15 protein-coding genes are annotated in these 14889 nt (G+C 36.6%); 7 read left to right on the top strand and 8 right to left on the bottom strand.

Annotated features, from left to right (window positions below):
• Window positions 1-21 precede the first annotated feature (21 nt).
• The 4 genes from acsn021_RS15885 to acsn021_RS15870 all read left to right on the top strand — a co-directional run bounded on the left by acsn021_RS15885 (window position 22) and on the right by acsn021_RS15870 (window position 5057).
• Window positions 22-1857 carry a methyl-accepting chemotaxis protein gene (locus tag acsn021_RS15885; RefSeq protein WP_184093392.1) on the top strand — a complete coding sequence of 612 codons (1836 nt, stop codon included), beginning with the start codon at window positions 22-24 and terminating at the stop codon, window positions 1855-1857.
• A gap of 193 nt (window positions 1858-2050) precedes the next feature.
• Window positions 2051-2878, top strand: coding sequence for a CheR family methyltransferase (locus acsn021_RS15880; protein WP_184093391.1), 828 nt, complete (start codon window positions 2051-2053; stop codon window positions 2876-2878).
• Between the two features lie 77 nt (window positions 2879-2955).
• On the top strand, window positions 2956-3975 hold the full coding sequence (locus tag acsn021_RS15875; RefSeq protein WP_184093390.1) for a protein-glutamate methylesterase/protein-glutamine glutaminase: 1020 nt from the start codon (window positions 2956-2958) through the stop codon (window positions 3973-3975).
• A gap of 41 nt (window positions 3976-4016) precedes the next feature.
• Window positions 4017-5057: an HD-GYP domain-containing protein gene (locus acsn021_RS15870; protein WP_184093389.1), complete on the top strand. Its 1041-nt coding sequence runs from the start codon at window positions 4017-4019 to the stop codon at window positions 5055-5057.
• A gap of 93 nt (window positions 5058-5150) precedes the next feature.
• Here acsn021_RS15870 and acsn021_RS15865 read toward each other — a convergent pair whose 3' ends face one another.
• From acsn021_RS15865 to acsn021_RS15855, 3 genes are all read right to left on the bottom strand, one after another.
• Window positions 5151-5429 carry a hypothetical protein gene (locus acsn021_RS15865; protein ID WP_184093388.1) on the bottom strand — a complete coding sequence of 93 codons (279 nt, stop codon included), beginning with the start codon at window positions 5427-5429 and terminating at the stop codon, window positions 5151-5153.
• Window positions 5430-5473: 44 nt separating this feature from the next.
• Window positions 5474-6004, bottom strand: coding sequence for a hypothetical protein (locus tag acsn021_RS15860; RefSeq protein WP_184093387.1), 531 nt, complete (start codon window positions 6002-6004; stop codon window positions 5474-5476).
• Between the two features lie 126 nt (window positions 6005-6130).
• On the bottom strand, window positions 6131-6610 hold the full coding sequence (locus tag acsn021_RS15855) for an S-ribosylhomocysteine lyase (RefSeq protein WP_184093386.1): 480 nt from the start codon (window positions 6608-6610) through the stop codon (window positions 6131-6133).
• Between the two features lie 193 nt (window positions 6611-6803).
• Between acsn021_RS15855 and acsn021_RS15850 the strand changes: the two genes are divergently transcribed.
• The 3 genes from acsn021_RS15850 (at window position 6804) to acsn021_RS15840 (ending at window position 9995) form a co-directional block, all read left to right on the top strand.
• Window positions 6804-7427 (top strand): HAD family hydrolase, encoded by a 624-nt coding sequence (locus tag acsn021_RS15850; RefSeq protein ID WP_184093385.1) that lies wholly within the window; start codon window positions 6804-6806, stop codon window positions 7425-7427.
• Between the two features lie 545 nt (window positions 7428-7972).
• Window positions 7973-8977, top strand: coding sequence for a tryptophan--tRNA ligase (gene trpS / locus acsn021_RS15845; RefSeq protein ID WP_184093384.1), 1005 nt, complete (start codon window positions 7973-7975; stop codon window positions 8975-8977).
• Between the two features lie 58 nt (window positions 8978-9035).
• Window positions 9036-9995 (top strand): D-2-hydroxyacid dehydrogenase, encoded by a 960-nt coding sequence (locus acsn021_RS15840; RefSeq protein ID WP_184093383.1) that lies wholly within the window; start codon window positions 9036-9038, stop codon window positions 9993-9995.
• A gap of 186 nt (window positions 9996-10181) precedes the next feature.
• Here acsn021_RS15840 and acsn021_RS15835 read toward each other — a convergent pair whose 3' ends face one another.
• The 5 genes from acsn021_RS15835 to acsn021_RS15815 form a co-directional block, all read right to left on the bottom strand.
• Entirely contained in the window at window positions 10182-11249 is a 1068-nt protein-coding gene (locus acsn021_RS15835) for an ABC transporter substrate-binding protein (protein WP_184093382.1), read from the bottom strand.
• Between the two features lie 130 nt (window positions 11250-11379).
• Window positions 11380-12165 carry an ABC transporter permease gene (locus tag acsn021_RS15830; RefSeq protein WP_184093381.1) on the bottom strand — a complete coding sequence of 262 codons (786 nt, stop codon included), beginning with the start codon at window positions 12163-12165 and terminating at the stop codon, window positions 11380-11382.
• On the bottom strand, window positions 12159-12977 hold the full coding sequence (locus acsn021_RS15825) for an ABC transporter permease (protein ID WP_184093380.1): 819 nt from the start codon (window positions 12975-12977) through the stop codon (window positions 12159-12161). Before acsn021_RS15825 ends, acsn021_RS15830 begins: the two co-directional genes overlap by 7 nt.
• Complete coding sequence (locus tag acsn021_RS15820) at window positions 12967-14046, bottom strand: ABC transporter ATP-binding protein (protein ID WP_184093379.1); 1080 nt, start codon at window positions 14044-14046, stop codon at window positions 12967-12969. Before acsn021_RS15820 ends, acsn021_RS15825 begins: the two co-directional genes overlap by 11 nt.
• Before the next feature lie 57 nt (window positions 14047-14103).
• On the bottom strand, window positions 14104-14643 hold the full coding sequence (locus acsn021_RS15815; RefSeq protein ID WP_184093378.1) for a helix-turn-helix domain-containing protein: 540 nt from the start codon (window positions 14641-14643) through the stop codon (window positions 14104-14106).
• Window positions 14644-14889: the final 246 nt, after the last annotated feature.

Raw genomic sequence — 14889 nt, 5'->3', positions numbered from 1 at the left:
ACATCACGGAGGATAAACAGTATGAAATGGTTTTATAACTTAAAGATAGCTTCAAAACTGGTAATAAGTTTTATTATTGTAGCCTTAATCTCAGGAATCGTTGGTATTGTAGGAATTTATAACATAACCCGCATCGATGAACTGGATACCGAGATGTATGAAAGTCACACCGTAACACTGGGTGACCTTGGAAAGGTGATGAGAGAGTACCAGATACAACGTTCTCTTTTAAGAGATATAGTTATTTTGGAGGAAGGTACAGCAGAATGGCAGAACTCTTTAGAAAGCTTAACTAAAACAGATGCTTATATTGCAGAAAGCATGGCAGCTTTTGAACGAGGAATTAAAACGCAGGATGTAAGAGATAACTTTGTGGCTTTAGAACAGGCCATGGATGACTTTAAGGTATATAAAGAGAATTTAATTAATAAAGTAACGTCCGGCCATACAGATGAAGCGATACAGAGCATGTATAGTGACGGGGCAACTATATCGAATAAGGTAACTGAGTTGTCAAATAAGTTGTTGGATTTAAAAATAGAAAATGCAGAAAATAGTTCGGATACAAACAGCAAGGCAGCAGCAACAGCAACCATAACAATGATAATTATAGTGATTGCCGGCATGGTAATTGCAGTGGCTCTGGGAATCTTCATTTCAAGGATTATAAGCAGACCTGTAAATAAAATGGTTGAGGCCGCTAACAAACTAGCTCTTGGTGATATTAATGTGAATGTGGAATCGGGTACCAAGGATGAGATAGGCAGCCTTGCTGATTCTTTTGACCGGATGATAACCAATATTAGAGGGCAGGCAAAAGCAGCGGAGAGCATTGCCGCCGGAGATTTAACAATTGATGTAGAGGTACGTTCTGAGAATGACTTACTGGGACGTAAACTTGCAGAAATGGTAGAAAAAAATAATGAAATACTAAATAATATTGCAGCTGCCTCCGACCAAGTTGCAGCCGGCTCTAAACAGGTTTCCGATTCTAGTATTGCCTTGTCCCAGGGAGCAACGGAACAAGCCAGTTCCATAGAAGAATTAACAGCATCCTTAGAAGAGATATCTTCTCAGACAAGATTAAATGCTCAGAACGCTAACCAGGCAAATGAATTGGCAGAGGTTGCAAAGAATAATGCACAACAGGGTAATCATCAGATGAAAGAGATGCAAATGGCGATGGAGGAGATAAATGTGTCCTCGTCTAATATTTCAAAGATAATAAAAGTAATTGATGAAATTGCCTTCCAAACCAATATACTTGCACTCAATGCAGCGGTGGAAGCAGCAAGAGCAGGACAGCACGGAAAGGGATTTGCAGTGGTTGCAGAGGAAGTACGAAACCTTGCAGCCAGATCAGCTAATGCAGCGAAAGAAACTACCGACATGATAGAGGGTTCTATCCAAAAGGTAGAAGCTGGTACAAAAATTGCTAATGATACGGCTACGGCCTTAAATAAAATCGTTGAGGATGTTGCAAAAGCAGCTGGTTTAGTTGGGGATATAGCAATTGCCTCTAACGAACAGGCAAGTGCTATTGCACAGATAAATCAAGGAATTATGCAGGTATCACAGGTAGTCCAAACCAACTCTGCTACTTCAGAGGAAAGCGCGGCGGCAAGTGAAGAGTTATCAAGCCAAGCAGAATTGCTAAGAAAAGCAGTCAGCAAATTCCGTTTAAAAAGAGTAAATCAAGGCTTTCGCAAATTCGAAGACATCAGTCCTGAGGTTTTAAGGATGTTAGACGGCTTATCTGATAAAGCAAAAAATAGCAATGAACCGGGTGAGGGAGATGCTGCCTTACCAGGAAAGAATAGAATTATATTAAGTGATCGTGAATTTGGCAAGTATTAAAAACTTGTCTAGATGAATAAGGATATCCTCTTTGTATTTTTACAAGATTGTAAAATTAAATACAGGGGGGATATTCTTTACCCATATTTCTACTAAAAACTGCAAAAACAATTCGTATTATTATCAAAATATGATATAATATATAAAAATAGGTCGAAATAATTGCAGATATTAACATACAGCAGGTGATTTTATGTACACAATTACTGAACAGGAATTTCTTAGATTAGCCGGTTACATAAAAAATAACTATGGTATTAATCTTAAGTTAGAAAAATTATCTTTAGTTACAGGCAGACTAAGTACTATATTGATGCAAAAAAACTTCAAAAGTTTCTCTGAATATTATGAGTATGTTGTATCAGATAAAACCGGAGAGGCGGCAACTACTTTAATTAACAAAATTTCAACAAACCATACTTTTTTTATGAGAGAAGTAGAGCATTTTTATTATTTTAGAGATACTGTGTTACCGTATTTAAAAATGCAGTCAAAAGATAAGGATTTACGAATCTGGAGTGCAGGCTGTTCTTCGGGGGAAGAACCGTATACGCTAGCAATGGTAATTGATGCGTACTTTGGTAAAGAGAAATATGTATGGGATACTAAAATTTTGGCAACGGATATATCAACTAAAGTACTGGAAAAAGCCCAAAAGGGAATGTACTCCTATGAAGATATTCAAGCGTTGCCTAGTTTATGGAAAGATGTCTATTTAAAAAAACGAACGGAAAATAACTGGGAGATTTCAGATAAGATAAAGAGTGAAATTATTTTTCGTAAACTAAATCTGATGGATAGCGTTTTTCCATTTAAGAAAAAATTCCATGTAATATTCTGTAGAAATGTAATGATATATTTTGATGCCAAAACAAAACGTGAACTTATACAAAAATTCTATAACAGCATGGAGCCGGGAGGATATTTATTTATTGGGCATTCGGAGGCCTTAAATAGAGAAGAAACGGATTTTAAATACATTATGCCGGCTGTTTACCGGAAGGAAATCAGTGTAAAATAGCTTATTTATAGATTCTTGGCAGAATGGAGACTAGTGTACAGGCGCAGATAGTGCTAGGCACACAGATGGGAGCTAATATGAAAAAAATCCGTGTTCTTGTTGTTGATGATAGTATAGTCTTTCGAGAGATTATTGCAAGAGGAATAGGTTCTGACCCTTATATTGAGGTAGTAGCAGTTGCTGGAGACCCCTTCGATGCAAGGGATAAAATAATTGACTATGAACCTGATGTAATGACATGTGATGTTGAAATGCCTAAAATGAGTGGAATAGAATTCTTAAGAAGGCTGATGCCTCAGTATCCCATACCCGTTGTTGTAGTTAGTGCAGTTACTGATGCGGTATTTGATGCCATGAATGCAGGAGCAGTAGATTTTGTTGCTAAACCGGATAATCAGTCGGTGATTCATGTGCAATCCTTTATTAACCAACTGGTTGTTAAGCTTAAAATTGCTTCAACAGCAAAAGTTTCTCATTTGAAAGGGCAAGGAGTATTACAGGGGGTGCAGGAAATTAGAAAGGAGAGCATAAGTAAAAAACTAATTGCAATAGGTGCTTCAACAGGAGGTACAGAGGCTATTTCTAGTATATTGAGCGGCTTGCCAAGGCAAATGCCGGGGATTGTAATCGTACAGCATATACCGCCGGTGTTTTCTAAAATGTTTGCTGAAAGGCTTCACAACACTACCTGTCTAAGTGTTAAGGAAGCAAAAAATGGAGATTATATAGAGACTGGCTTGGTACTCATTGCACCCGGAGATGAACATATGCGGGTTAAAAAAATTGGTGACAGATACAAGGTGGAATGCTTTAAAGGAGATAAGGTTAACGGGCATTGTCCCTCTGTTGATATCCTATTTGAATCCGTAGCAAAGGAGGTCGGCAGTAACGCAGTGGGTGTTATCCTTACCGGCATGGGGTACGATGGTGCCAAGGGACTACTATCTATGAGAAGAAAAGGTGCCAAGACTATCGGGCAGGATGAGGCAACATCGGTAGTTTATGGGATGCCAAAGGTAGCTTATGATCTTGGTGGCGTAGATAAGCAAGTAGCATTGAATCGTATTCCGCAGACTATTTACTCCATGATAAAGTAACTTTTATTAAAATATATACAGATTCAAAGGGGTGTAAAGTGATGATAAAAGAAATTGCTATAACGGACTGTATGGAAGGAGATATCATAGCTGAAGATGTAGTCAATTGTTATGGAGGAATTCTGGTTGCAAGAGAGACTGTTCTAAATCAATATATACTTGGTAAGCTGCAGCGGAGAGGTATATATAGGATTAGAGTATATGAAAAACGTAATTATACAAAGGAGAAAAAAGCAGACACCTATATACAACTGAAAAAAAGTTACAAAGAAGATATTATAGAAGTGAAAAAAATTTTATGCAATTTAGCTGTAGGCAAAGGATTAGATATAGAAAAAATAGCAGATCTATCTGACCGAATTTGTGGAAAAATCAATAATGCAGGTGATATATTAATGGTATTAAGAGAGGAGAAAGGTTTTGATGAATATACCTATTCCCATAGCCTGAATGTGGCGCTTTATTCCATGTTGATTGGCAAGTGGCTGGGTCTAAACTATCAAGAGATTAAGGAGGCTGTCGTTGCCGGGCTATTGCATGATATAGGAAAGACGAAAATACCTACTAATATTCTAAATAAGAAAGAAATATTAACCAGTGAAGAGTTTGAACTGATAAAAAAGCATACATTATATGGATATAAAATTATAACAAAGGCAGGGAATTTCAGTGAAAATATTTGCGAAGCGGTTTTATCCCATCATGAAAGGATGGATGGTTCAGGTTATCCTAACGGCATATGGGGAGATCAGATTAGCTTGCTGGCAAAAATTGTTGCTGTCAGTGATGTTTATGACGCTATGACAACAGACAGGGTTTATAAGAAAAAGATTACTCCTTTTAAAGCCTTTCAGATCTTTCAAACATTAGAAGTTAAAAACCTAGATCCGCTGGTAATGAAAACCTTTTTAATGAATATATCACCTTATTATGTGGGAACCAATGTGTTATTAAACACTGGAGAAATTGCAAAAGTGGCCTATATACCGCCTCAATGCATTACAGAGCCGGTAGTTTGTATCGGAAAGAATTACATAGACTGCTCCAGTAGAAAGGATATAGAGATATTGAATATGGTATGACTGCAATGCAATCGGAATAATAAAAATAAACGGTACCTTGAGGAATTAAGTTTTTTTGTAGTAATCCGGCAGGGTACCGTTTTTTATATGTAATTATTTTTTGTTTTTTGCAATCATTTTTTTAATCATATCCAATTTCTGCTTATCTGCCGCAGACATATCCTTAGTTAATATTTCAATCATTAAATCGGTTTCTTCAGTGGTAAAGGTTAGTCCCAGAGCTTTTAATTTGGCATTGGCTTTAATCAGTAAAGGCAATGCTTTATCGGCAGTTTTTCCTTCCGCTTCGTTAGCCAGATCTACCAGTATGGCAAGCTTTCTGGCATCGATGTCTTTCATTGCCGGATGGTTAATCCACTCTAAGTCCTTCATAATAGGCTCCTATCTGCGTTTCTACTACGCGAAAAATAATATAGTTACTGCATCATTTGGAACATCATGCTTAAATTCTCAAAGGTACTTTTTTGTTCCGGTGTCAGCATGCTTTCTAACAGCTCCATCATATTAGGATTATTCATACCATTAAAAAGCCCCCCGGCATCAAAACCTCCGTCGGCTGCTCCGTCGCTTTCGCTGGACTGGGAAGCCAGGGTAGAAGATAACATCATATATGTTTCATACATATTTTTTGCTCTTATAAGATTTAAAAAGGTATCGATTAATTCTCGTTCTTTTTCATAGCAGACACCCCGAATACTGGTAAGCAGGGTTTCTATATCAATATTATGTGTTTTCTTGATACCAAAGGCTGTAACGGTCTTCTGGCGGCTTATGGCGCTTACGCTGTCCATAAGTTCTCCGGTTTTTATCAGCAAATCCATAGATTGCTGAGATTCACTATCCAGATGGGGAAATGCAGCCTTTATGATATCCAAGATATGCTTTAGAGTATTGCCGTCTGTCCTATTAGCAGAGGTGCTGTGTATATGAATATCGTCGGAATCCATGGCTTCTCCATTTCTGCTTTATCATTATACTATATTCACAAAGGAGGAAATTATTACAAAACAAAAAGGATACAAAAAAGGATGCTGCACTTAGAGTATACAGCATCCTCAAGAAAAGTTTTTTACTTATTCCGGATATACTAGATGAGAAGCATCAATATCTGTTAAGATTTCTTTTAAAAATTTGTTTGCCAGGTATTTTGCCATATTCAGATTCATATCCAGGTAATTGCCGCAGTTTATAGCAGCTGCGCCTGGTACTTCTCCTTCAAAATCCCTAACAAATTCAAACATCTCCCTCAGTAGAGGGATAATTTCCTTTGATTGGTAATCACCTGCAAGTATTAAATAAAAACCGGTTCTGCAGCCCATAGGGCCAAAATAAATGGTCTTATTGCCAAAATCTGCATGATTCCTTAAAAATGTAGCTGCAAGATGTTCAATAGTGTGCATCTCAGCCGTATTCATAACCGGCTCAAAGTTTGGTCTGGTCATACGGATATCAAAGGTGGTAAGAGTATGGTCGCCAACCTTATCCTTACGGGATACATATACACCGGGAAGTAATTTTATGTGGTCGATAGTAAAACTTGCAATTTGTTCCATTGGTACCTCCTTTTTATTATGTGACTATTTGCCACGTTATATGTTTTCATTTATTATAGCATAGATTTCACAAAGGAAGAAGTAAAAAATCGTATACGTAAGGTTAAATTTAGGTTATAATAAAGACGATGGAAAAACAAACTACTCCTAGATTTAATCAGGCAGTTTTACATAGAATAAGGAGGAAAATATCATGACAGACAGTATTATATTCGACCTTGATGGTACCCTTTGGGATGCTACGGACGGAGCTGCAGTTATCTGGACAGAGGTTGCATCAAAGTATCCGCAGGTTACTGATAAAATCACTGCGGATAAGTTAAAGAGTCTCTATGGTCTTGTGCTGGAGGAAATAGCGGTTAAATTACTTCCAAGTGCATCAAGAGAAACAGCACTTGCTATTATGAGGGAAAGTGTTATCAGACAGTGTCCTTATTTGGAGGAGAAGGGGGGCATATTATTTAATGGCTTGGTGGAAACGCTGACTGATTTAAAGAAAAAGTATAAATTATATATTGTAAGTAACTGTGAAGAGGGATATATACAATGCTTTTTAAAAGCACATAAGTTGGGAGAGTTTTTCGAAGATTTTGAGTATCCTGGAAGAACAGGACGTTTAAAAGCTGAGAATATCCGAATGGTTATGGAACGGAATAGCTTAAAGAATCCGGTTTATGTAGGAGATACGAACGGAGATGCTACAGCAGCTAAAAAGGCTGGAATTCCTTTTATTTATGCCAGATACGGTTTTGGAGAAGTGGCGGAATATGAACGTAGTATAGACTCTATTAAGGAATTGCCTGCATTGCTGATATAACAAAGCGGCTAATGTACTGATTGCGTTTAGGACGCAGTAAGTTGTTTGCTTAGGGATTGACTTTTATTAATTTTACGTCTATACTAAAATTTATAAGAATAAAAATTCCAATGATTAAGAATAGTAGGTATAAAGCTGATTTATAGAGAGCTGCTGTGGGTGGAAAGGCGGCAATGCAGCATGTATTGAATGGACTTATAGGATCAGGAGGAAAGGCAGCAGCCCAGTAAAGCCTGACGGGAAATCAACCCGTTATCAAATAAGCTTATGCAGGAACATAGTGAATCATTCTATAAAACCAGTATAAGGCAGAGTGGGCTGAAATTATGCCAAACCGGGTGGTACCGCAAGAGTTTAAAGACTTTTGTCCCAGTATATTACTGAGACGAAAGTCTTTTTTATATCATATAAATTTCTATGATATAAAAAGTACTATATACAGAGTACTCACTCACAAGTATGAATCGTATCACCTTTTGAATACGACTGTTTAGTTTCCAAAAGGTGAAATTTATGGAAATGATTATGTTAGGAGAGTTGTTATTATGTTGGATGGAAAAAAATCTTTATTCAGCGGAATGCAGGCTACAGGAAACCTTACTTTAGGAAATTACATGGGAGCATTAAAAAACTGGGTTGCCATGGAGGAAGAATATCAGTGCTTTTATTGTGTAGTTGACCTTCATTCTATTACAGTTCGTCAGGACCCAGCCGAACTTAGAAGGAGAGCGAGAGCCCTACTTACCTTATATATAGCGGCAGGACTTGATCCGGTAAAAAACTGTATATACTATCAGTCTCATGTATCCGGCCATGCAGAACTTAGCTGGATATTAAACTGCTTTACTTATATGGGTGAGCTTAGTCGTATGACACAATTTAAGGATAAGTCAGCCAAACATGCAGACAATATTAATGCCGGTTTGTTTACGTATCCTGTGTTAATGGCCGCCGATATATTATTATTTCAGGCTGACGTAGTTCCTGTCGGTGTAGACCAAAAGCAGCATCTAGAGATCACCAGAGATATCGCAGAACGGTTTAATAATATATATGGTGATGTATTTACCATACCTGAACCTTATATCGGAAAGGTTGGAGCAAAGATTATGAGTCTACAGGAACCGGAGAAGAAGATGTCTAAATCCGACGAGAATGTTAATGCAAGTATTTATCTGACAGATGATCCGGATACCGTTATTCGTAAATTTAAACGTGCTGTAACGGATTCTGAAAATCAGATAATTTATTCTGATGATAAGCCGGGCATTAAGAATTTAATTGATATATATAGTATAGCCGCTAATAAAACGGTCGATGAAGTGGTGAGAGAATTTGACGGCAAAGGCTATGGTGATTTTAAAATGGCTGTTGGTGAGGCTGTCGTATCCGTGCTAAAACCTATTCAGGAAAAAATTACTGAGCTAAATAAAGATAAAGCATATATTGATGGTATTATTAAGGCAAATGGAGAAAAAGCTAACTATTATGCCACCAAAACTTTGCGTAAGGTTCAAAAAAAGGTAGGATTCCCGGAAAGAATCCGATAAAATCAGCTGCCTGCTGAGTTAAATATGTGCTGACGCACACAGAATGGAGTTAAGATGAATGAAAATAGTATTTTTAGAAACAGATACACTAGGAGATGATGTTGATTTAAATATATTCGATGAATTTGGTGAAGTCATTAAGTATAACAAATCTGAACCGGATAAGAATGCAGAGAGGGCAAAGGATGCAGATATACTTATTGTAAACAAGGTTCCCATGAATGAAAGAACACTGAAAGAGGCTATCAATTTAAAGCTTATCTGTATTACAGGAACAGGAACTAATATTGTTGATTTTCCTTATACCAATGAAAGGAATATAGCCGTAGCTAATGTAAAGGGTTATTCAACCCAGTCAGTAGTACAGCATACCTTTGCACTGTTTTTCTATCTTTATGAAAAGCTTGCTTTTTATGATGATTTCGTAAAAAGCGGTGATTATGTTAAAAGCGATATATTCAGCAGGTTTGATCCTAAATTCAATGAATTACACGGAAAGACATGGGGGATCATAGGGCTTGGTGAGATTGGTAAGAATGTAGCTAATATAGCATCAACTTTTGGGTGTCAGGTTCAGTATTACTCCACCTCAGGAAAAAATATAGACAATACCGTCAAACAAGTGGATTTTGATACATTGTTAAGCAGTTCTGATATAGTTTCAATTCATGCACCTTTGAATGAACGGACAGAGAACTTAATAGATGCCTCAGCCCTTAAAAAAATGAAGAGTTCAGCTATCCTATTAAATCTTGGTAGAGGGCCTATCGTAAATGAAGAGGATTTAGCTGACGCTTTGGACAATGGCGAAATAGCCGCTGCCGGGCTGGACGTAATAAAAGTAGAACCTATGGCAGCTGATAATCCTCTGTTACGTATTAAGGACAGTACCAAATTACTGATAACGCCGCATATTGCATGGGCTACCATTGAAGCCAGACAGCGCTGCGTAAAAGAAGTGCATGAAAATGTCAAAGCTTTTTTAAATCAGGAAGCACGTAATATAGTGAAGCAATAAATATCTAATATTAATTCATAGGATTGAGTGTCAAAAGCTGAGAAAGGGCTTTAATACCCTGGTCATCATAATAAATCAAATTATAAAACTGCTGTAATATATCCTGATTTAGTATAGGTATATTACAGCAGTTTTTGAATGATACTTTATTTTAAAAGAAACATTTGACTAAGATTCTTGATGCAATTAATTGGATTTTACTTCATTCCATTTTTGAAGGTATAGTGCATCCATATCTTCACCCAGATATTGATAGGTGGAGCATCTTTCCAAAACAGAAGCTTCAGGAAAAGCTATAGTACTGTTTTTAATGTCTGCATCCTCTATTAAATCTCTTGCAGCGGCATTAGGAGTGGAGTAGGTAATATACTCAAAGTTTTTTAATGCAATTTCAGGATCACACATAAAGTTAATCCATTTTTCAGCGTATTCTTTATTTTGCGCGTTTTTAGGAATAACCCAACCGTCAATCCATACATTGGAGCCTTCTTTCGGTACGACATATTCAAGGTCAGCATTTTCTCTTTGGGTAAAGATAGCCTCGCCGGAGTATATAACGCCGATTGGGTTATCTCCGCCAATCATTTTATCTCGAACCTGATCCACTACATAAGCATCTACCATAGGAAACTGTTCTTGTAAAAGCTGTTTTGCTTCCTCTAATTGTGCTTCATCGGCGCTATTAATGGGATAGCCCAGATAAGTAAGTGCAATACCTAGTGCATCTCGGACACTATCAATCATAAGGATATCTCCTGAATAACCGTTAGCTTCAATAAAATCCTTATCAAATAATGCATCCCAGCTATCAATTTTAGTATTTATCATGGTTTTGTTGTAAAGTATACCTACGGTTCCCCAGCAATAAGGTACACTATATTTATTACCGGGATCGAATTCTTCAGCACTCTTTAAATATAAAGAATCAATGTTAGATATATTTGGTACATTCTCATAATTGATTTCTGCTAACATGTCTTCTTGTATCATCTTCTGAATCATATAATCTGACGGACATACAACATCGTATTTTACAGAACCGGTTTGAATTACCGGATACATATCTTCGTTCTGAACAAATTCATTATATTCAACTTTAATACCAGTTTCATCTTCAAATAAATCAATAACATCGGGGTCAATATATTCCCCCCAGTTATATACATATAAGGTTGGCTGGTCACTTTTCTGACATCCGACAAGGCTGAAAGCACAAACAGATGCAAGTAACAGGGCAGCAATTTTTTTTCTCATAATAAACTCCTATCTGTGTGATTACATATTTAGGTTATACGAAAGCACATATAATATTCTGTGAACTCGGTGTGTAAAAAATCTATTAAACAGTAAGGGCATTCTTTTATGTTCAAAAACATCTTCACTCTTACCTTCCTTGTATTAAGGCGGTTTTATCCTTCCTTCTGTTAATAAATACCAGAAGTATAATAACGGAGAGAAAGAGGAGAGTAGATAGGGCATACATTTCAGGTTTAATACCCTTTCTTACCTCAGTATAAATTTTAGTTGACAAGGTATTCACCGCAGCACCTTTTGTAAAATGGGTGATAACAAAGTCATCCAAAGACATTGTAAAAGCTAATAAAAAGCCTGAAAGAATCCCCGGAAATAAATCAGGGAATACAACTTTAAAAAATGCATAGCTTTTGGAGGCACCTAAGTCCAATGCGGCCTCATAGGTATTTTTGTTGAGCTGTTTTAATTTAGGCATGACACTCAGGATGACATAAGGGATATTAAAGGTAATGTGGGCCATTAAAACACTGGAAAAACCCAAGGTGTAATTTAGTGCCACAAATAAAAGCATTAAAGAGATACCAGTTACAATATCAGCATTTAGCATAGGTATATTCGTAATGCCCATTAATACAGTTCTGGGAACCTTTTTCATATTGTTCATGGCCAGAGAGGCAGCGGTTCCTATTATGGTGGCTATCAATGCCGATAAAAATGCGATTAATAAGGTAGTATATAAGGCATTCATTATATCATCATTTTGAAAGAGCTTTACATACCAGTCAAGGGTAAAACCGCCCCATTTGGAACGGGATTTTGACTTATTAAAGGATAATATAATTAAAATCAGAATAGGAGCGTATAAAAATAATAAGATAATAGCTAGGTAAGCTTTTTGCAGGAATTTTTTTACCATACGTTTTTACCCTCCGATTCTTTATCATATTTAGCCAGGATTGCCATGCTGATTAGAATAAACAGCATGAGTACCAGAGAAAGTCCTGAACCGGTATGCCAGTTGTTAATTGTTTTAAATTGTTGTTCAATTACGTTTCCGATTAAAACGACCTTGCTTCCGCCAAGGATATCAGAGATAACAAAGGTGGTCAGAGAAGGTACAAATACCATGGTTATGCCGCTGATTACACCGGGAAGGCTTAAGGGAAGTATAATTTTAATAAAGGTCTGAACAGAATTGGCACCTAAATCCCTGGCTGCATTGGTGGTATCTTCACTTATTTTAATAAGTACATTGTAAATGGGAAGTATCATAAAAGGTAAAAAATTATATACCATACCAAATACAATGGCAGATGGAGTGTTTATTATATTCAATGTAGGCAGATGGAAGAAATTTAATACGGTATTAATTACACCAGTTTTTTCTAAAATATTCTGCCAGGCAAGAGTACGAAGTAAAAAATTCATCCACATAGGCAAGATAAATATCATTACTATAATAGAATTATTCTTAAGCTTCATACTGTGTAATATCAAAGCCAGCGGATAGGCCAGGATTAAACAAATAATAGTGCTTACTATGGATAAACATAAGGAAAGCCATAGTGCTCTTCGGTTAATCGGATCCATAATAAGGCGTAGATTATCAAAGGTAATACCGCCGCCTTTTGCCGTAAAGCCGTAATAGATTATAATAAACAGTGGAATTATGATAAACATTGCCATCCATAAAATGTAAGGAAAGGACATCCATTTCTTAAGTTTCATCGATATTCACTGCCTCCTCATCCTCAGATTCCGGTTTATTCATAATCTGTATATCAAAGGGATTTACATAGATTCCAACTTCAGTACCAACCGGACAGAGATCTGTACTGTGTACCAGCCATTCATGACCGTTTGCCATAACATCCATTTCGTAGTGAACACCTTTAAAGATGAGTGAGGTAACACGTCCCTTTAACAGTCCTTCTTCCGGTTTCACTAAATCAATATCTTCAGGGCGAATTACGACATCTACCGGCTGGTTCTTTCCAAAACCCACATCAACACATGGGAAATTAGTTCCTAAAATATGAACTAATTTGTCTTCAACCATAGTAGCCGGTAATATATTACTTTCACCTATAAAGTCGGCAACAAATGCATTCTTTGGCTCGTTGTAGATTATCTCAGGCGTTCCTACCTGCTGAATATAACCTTGATTCATGACCACAATAGTGTCAGACATGGTCAGAGCTTCTTCCTGGTCGTGTGTAACATAGATAAAGGTAATTCCAAGTTCATTCTTTAAACGGATTAATTCATACTGCATATCCTGTCTGAGCTTTAAATCCAGAGCGCCTAAAGGTTCATCCAGCAGCAGCACCTTTGGTTCATTTACAATTGCACGTGCAATTGCAATACGCTGTTGTTGTCCACCGCTTAGAGATTCAGGTGTTCTGTTTTCAAATCCCTCCAGATTTACGAGCTTAAGAGCATATTTAATTTTATCTTTAATATAGTCTCTGCTTTTCTTCTTAATTTTTAAACCGAAGGCTATGTTATCGGCAATTGTCATATGTGTAAATAATGCATACTTTTGGAAGACCGTGTTTAATTGTCTTTCATTTGGGGCGAGATTCGTAATATCCTTGCCGTCAAAGATTACCTTGCCTGCATCCGGATTCTCAAATCCGCCGATAATTCGCAAAGTAGTAGTTTTACCACAGCCACTTGGACCTAATAAGGTTAAAAATTCATTTTCTCTGATATAAAGGTTCAGAGAATCAAGAACCGTATTATCATCGTATTTCTTTGTTATATCTATTAAATCAATCAGTTTACTGCCAGCCATCACATATCCTCCTTTGTATCGCTTTCATTTAAAATAAGTTTCTATCCAAAAGAACTCTTAAAAGTTCGGAGGTGTAGAAATCCATAATAGGGTAGCACCTTGCTTATCCGAGGCAGTAATATAATGTTCTTTTCCTGCTTTAAAGTAAAAAGACTCCCCTTTTTTAGCTTTGTATATTTTGTTGCCCAGATGAAGATTAATACTTCCATTAAGTATATATCCGAATTCTTCCCCTTCATGAGGATTATCAGGATAAGTAGAACCACCCGGGTCGAGGGTCAAAAGAATAGGCTCTAACATATTCTTCTGAGCATTAGGAATGATCCATTTAATTTTATTTTTCAGTTCGTTGTCGTATTTTTCAAAATAATCTGTCTTTTTAAAAACCACCTGTTCGGGAGAAGTATTCGTAAAAAATTCTTCCAGGTTAGTACCCAGACATTGCAGAATATCAACTAAAGTAGCTATAGAAGGAGAAGTTAAGTCCCTTTCCAATTGGGATATAAAACCCTTGGATAACTCAGCTCGGTCAGCAAGCTCCTCCTGCGTCAAACTTTTTTGTACACGTAGTTCCTTTAGCTTTTCACCGATTTTCATTGGACACCTCCTTAATAAAGATAAACTCAAAGTTTAGTGTTGCTAAACAAACAACATATTTTATTATACACGCAATCAAAGGTATGTCAATAAATAAAATGAATTTTTTTATATAATTTTGTATAATAAAAAAGCTTTAAATCCAATAGGCTATTATCCGGGATTTTAAGCTTTTTATCTGTTTATATATAGAATATGTGAAATTAATAAGTAATTTTTTATCCTAGTTTGTGGCAGTGTCAACTT

Source organism: Anaerocolumna cellulosilytica (assembly GCF_014218335.1).
In the GTDB taxonomy this organism is placed as follows: Bacteria; Bacillota; Clostridia; order Lachnospirales; family Lachnospiraceae; genus Anaerocolumna; species Anaerocolumna cellulosilytica.
Note: the sequence above shows the minus strand (reverse complement) of the source record. Positions and strands in the feature narration are given on the sequence as shown.

What these genes read in the sequence shown, in the direction of transcription:
- acsn021_RS15840 (WP_184093383.1), top strand. Translation starts at nt 9,036, where the DNA reads ATGAAAATAGTATTTTTAGAAACAGATACACTAGGAGATGATGTTGAT.
- acsn021_RS15865 (WP_184093388.1), bottom strand. Translation starts at nt 5,429, where the DNA reads ATGAAGGACTTAGAGTGGATTAACCATCCGGCAATGAAAGACATCGAT.
- acsn021_RS15815 (WP_184093378.1), bottom strand. Translation starts at nt 14,643, where the DNA reads ATGAAAATCGGTGAAAAGCTAAAGGAACTACGTGTACAAAAAAGTTTG.
- acsn021_RS15855 (WP_184093386.1), bottom strand. Translation starts at nt 6,610, where the DNA reads ATGGAACAAATTGCAAGTTTTACTATCGACCACATAAAATTACTTCCC.
- acsn021_RS15885 (WP_184093392.1), top strand. Translation starts at nt 22, where the DNA reads ATGAAATGGTTTTATAACTTAAAGATAGCTTCAAAACTGGTAATAAGT.
- acsn021_RS15860 (WP_184093387.1), bottom strand. Translation starts at nt 6,004, where the DNA reads ATGGATTCCGACGATATTCATATACACAGCACCTCTGCTAATAGGACA.
- acsn021_RS15880 (WP_184093391.1), top strand. Translation starts at nt 2,051, where the DNA reads ATGTACACAATTACTGAACAGGAATTTCTTAGATTAGCCGGTTACATA.
- acsn021_RS15835 (WP_184093382.1), bottom strand. Translation starts at nt 11,249, where the DNA reads ATGAGAAAAAAAATTGCTGCCCTGTTACTTGCATCTGTTTGTGCTTTC.
- acsn021_RS15820 (WP_184093379.1), bottom strand. Translation starts at nt 14,046, where the DNA reads ATGGCTGGCAGTAAACTGATTGATTTAATAGATATAACAAAGAAATAC.
- acsn021_RS15875 (WP_184093390.1), top strand. Translation starts at nt 2,956, where the DNA reads ATGAAAAAAATCCGTGTTCTTGTTGTTGATGATAGTATAGTCTTTCGA.
- trpS (WP_184093384.1), top strand. Translation starts at nt 7,973, where the DNA reads ATGTTGGATGGAAAAAAATCTTTATTCAGCGGAATGCAGGCTACAGGA.
- acsn021_RS15830 (WP_184093381.1), bottom strand. Translation starts at nt 12,165, where the DNA reads ATGGTAAAAAAATTCCTGCAAAAAGCTTACCTAGCTATTATCTTATTA.
- acsn021_RS15825 (WP_184093380.1), bottom strand. Translation starts at nt 12,977, where the DNA reads ATGAAACTTAAGAAATGGATGTCCTTTCCTTACATTTTATGGATGGCA.
- acsn021_RS15850 (WP_184093385.1), top strand. Translation starts at nt 6,804, where the DNA reads ATGACAGACAGTATTATATTCGACCTTGATGGTACCCTTTGGGATGCT.
- acsn021_RS15870 (WP_184093389.1), top strand. Translation starts at nt 4,017, where the DNA reads ATGATAAAAGAAATTGCTATAACGGACTGTATGGAAGGAGATATCATA.